The organism is Streptomyces sp. NPDC002564 (genome assembly GCF_042889645.1).
GTDB lineage: Bacteria > Actinomycetota > Actinomycetes > Streptomycetales > Streptomycetaceae > Streptomyces.
This window is the reverse complement of the sequence record NZ_JBIARE010000029.1, coordinates 1-2,930: the sequence shown is the minus strand read 5'-3', so window position 1 is coordinate 2,930 and position 2,930 is coordinate 1. Positions and strand designations below refer to the sequence as shown.

General features: G+C 73.0%; 2 protein-coding genes. Both read right to left on the bottom strand.

All coding sequences use genetic code 11. From position 1 onward, the window contains the following. Positions 1 to 201: 201 nt before the first annotated feature. Entirely contained in the window at positions 202 to 2,142 is a 1,941-nt protein-coding gene (locus ACFYXE_RS38355; RefSeq protein WP_389321228.1) for an anthranilate synthase family protein, read from the bottom strand. Further along, entirely contained in the window at positions 2,139 to 2,762 is a 624-nt protein-coding gene (locus ACFYXE_RS38350; protein ID WP_389321225.1) for an isochorismatase family protein, read from the bottom strand. Before ACFYXE_RS38350 ends, ACFYXE_RS38355 begins: the two co-directional genes overlap by 4 nt. Positions 2,763 to 2,930 lie beyond the last annotated feature (168 nt).

Here is a 2,930-nt window from a genome sequence, read left to right as displayed (position 1 = left end):
GGAAGGCCACGTCCAGGGTGCCGGTCAGGGTCTCCGAACGCCGGTTGGCCGGCGTGCCGTTGGCCGGGGCGGGCGACTGCGCCAGATCAGACATGCATCAGTCCTTGGGTGCGGGTGGTGCGGTGGGCGGGTGGCAGGCAGGGGGCCGGGCCGGTGCCCGGGGGGTGGGCGCCGGCCCGGCGGTCGCGGGTGGGGGGTGGGTCAGGCAGGGTCGGGGGTGCGGGCCGGGGCCAGCAGGCCGGCCAGGGCCGTGCCCACGATGCGGGGTCCCTCGCGGGTCAGGACGGATTCCGGGTGGAACTGCAGGGAGGCGAAGCGCGGGCCGCGCAGGGCGTGCACCTCGCCGGTGGCCGCGTCGCGGCTGACCTGGACCCGCTCGCCGTGCGGCAGGCCGGGCACGCCGTGCGGGGTGACCTCCTCCTCGTGGCTGAGCAGGGCGAAGGTGTTGTAGAAGCCGACGTGTTCGGCGGCGCCGAACAGGTCGATCTGCTTCTGCACGCCCTGGTTGGGCACGTCCCTGCGGCGCAGCGGCAGGCCGAGCTGGAGCCCCAGGACCTGGTGGCTCAGGCAGACCGCGAGGAAGGGCCGGTGTTCGCGCAGCAGGGTGGCGACGGCGGTGTGCAGGTGGCGCATCTTGGGGTGGGCGACCTCCTGCGGGTCGCCGGGGCCCGGTCCCATCACGACCAGGTCGTGGCCCTCGAAGGTGTAGTCCTGGTCGTAGCGGGTGAGGGTGACCTCAAGGCCCAGGGAGCGCAGCTGCTGGTCGATCATCGAGGTGAAGGTGTCCTCGGCGTCGACCACCAGGACGCGGCGGCCTGCCAGTTGGGGCTGGGCGGCGGTGCGGGCCCGGGTGTCGGAGAGCCAGAACCCGGCGATGGAGTCGTTGCGCAGTTCCAGGGCGCGGCGCACGCTGGGGTGGTCGGCGAAGCGTTCGGTGGTGTCGCCGTTGAGGGCGGCGACCAGTCCCGCGGCCTTGGCGCGGGTCTCGGCGGCCTCGGAGGCCGGGTCGGAGTGGCGCACGATGGTGGCGCCCACGCCGATGGAGATGCGGCCCTGGTGGGTGATGTCGGCGGTGCGGATCAGGATCGCGGAGTCCATCACGCGCTCGCCGCGCTCGTCGCGTCCGATCAGGGCGGCGGCGCCGCTGTAGTAGCCGCGGCCGCCGGGCTCGTACTGGTGGATGATGCGGCAGGCGCTCTCCAGCGGGCTGCCGGTGACGGTGGGGGCGAACATCGTCTCGCGCAGGATGTCGCGCACGTCGCGGTCGGTGCGGCCCTCGATGAAGTACTCGGTGTGGGCGACGCGGGCCATTTCCTTGAGGTAGGGGCCCACGACCTGGCCGCCGGTGTCGCAGATGCGGGCCATCATCTTGAGTTCTTCGTCCAGGACCATGTACAGCTCGTCGGTTTCCTTGCGGTCGCCGAGGAATTCCAGGACGCCCTGGAGGGTGGAGCCCGAGGGCGGGTAGCGGTAGGTGCCGCTGATGGGGTTCATGACGGCGGTGCCGTCCTGGAGGCTGACGTGGCGTTCGGGCGAGGCGCCGACCAGGATGCGGCTGCCGGTGTGGATGAGGAAGGTCCAGTGGGCGCCGGACTCGCGTTCCAGCAGGCGCCGGAAGAGGGCCGGGGCGCTGGCGGGGCCGTAGTCGGTGATGTCGGCGACGAAGGTGCGCTTGATGACGAAGTTGGCGCCCTCGCCGGTGCCGATCATCTCCTTGGCGATGCGGCGCACGACGTCCTCGTAGGCGGCGTCGTCGACGTCGAAGTCGCCGCCGGACAGCGGGGTGGGGACGTCGGGGATGCGGGCCAGGGCCTGGTCCAGGGGCAGTTGCTGCTGGCCGGTGATGGTCATGGCCACCAGCGGGGTGCCGTCGTCGGCGCAGGCGAAGCCGCGCTCGGACAGCTGCCGGTAGGGCATCAGGACCAGGACTTCGTGGCGGGCGCCGGTGGGGGTGGCCGGCTGCGGGGGCAGCGGGATGTCGGCGAGGGTGGCGGGCAGGGAGATGCTGCCGGTCAGGACCTCCAGGGCGCCGGGGCCGGTGGCGCCGGGCCGGTGCAGCAGGGCGAAGGCCTCGCTCCGTCCGTCCAGGGCCGCCCCCAGCAGGTCGGCGGAGCCGTGCGGGGTGGGTGGTGTCGGTGTCATGTGAACAGCCCCTTGACGGTGGTGACCCGGGCGCAGCGCTCGGCGGCGTAGGTGAGGGCCGAGCGGTGGTAGTCCTGCGAGAAGTCGGCGGTGGCGTCGGCGACGAAGAACGGCTGGATGTCGTGGGTGAAGGCGTCGACGGCGGTGGCCAGGACGCCGACGTGGGCGTAGACACCGCACAGGATGAGCTGGTCGCGGCCGGCGGCGCGCATGCGCTCGAGCAGGTCGGTCTTGAAGAAGGCGCTGTAGCGCCACTTGGTGAGCATCCAGTCCTGCTCGGTGGGGGCGAGCGCGTCGACGACCTGGCGGTCCTCGGGGGCGGGGCGCATGCCCGGGCCCCAGAAGTCCTTGAGCAGGCCGCGCTGTTGGTCGTCCATGCCGCCGGGCTGGGCGGTGTAGGCGACCGGGATGCCCAGTTCGGCGCAGCGGTCGCGCAGGGTGGCGGCGTGGGTGACCAGGTCCTGGCGCAGGCCGTCGGGGAAGGGCTTGAGGAAGTAGCGCTGCATGTCGTGGACCAGGAGGACCGCCCGTTCGGGCGCGGCGGTCCAGGACACGGCGGCCGGGGGCAGGTCGCCCTCGGCGGGCAGGGGGTAGGGGCTGATGGGGGGTATGCCGGTCATGGTTCCTGTCCTTGGACTCGGTGCGTGGCTGCGGGCGGTGGGGGTGGTCAGGGGGTCCAGGCGGAGACGGCGATCAGGGCCTGGGCGGGGTTGAGGCGGGGGTCGCAGCAGGAGGTGTAGCGCTCGCCCACCCGTGCCAGGTCGGCCTCGGTGCTCGCGCACTCGGTG

Excerpts from the sequence above, each read along its gene's own strand:
- ACFYXE_RS38350 (WP_389321225.1), bottom strand. The coding sequence starts at position 2,762 with ATGACCGGCATACCCCCCATCAGCCCCTACCCCCTGCCCGCCGAGGGC.
- ACFYXE_RS38355 (WP_389321228.1), bottom strand. The coding sequence starts at position 2,142 with ATGACACCGACACCACCCACCCCGCACGGCTCCGCCGACCTGCTGGGG.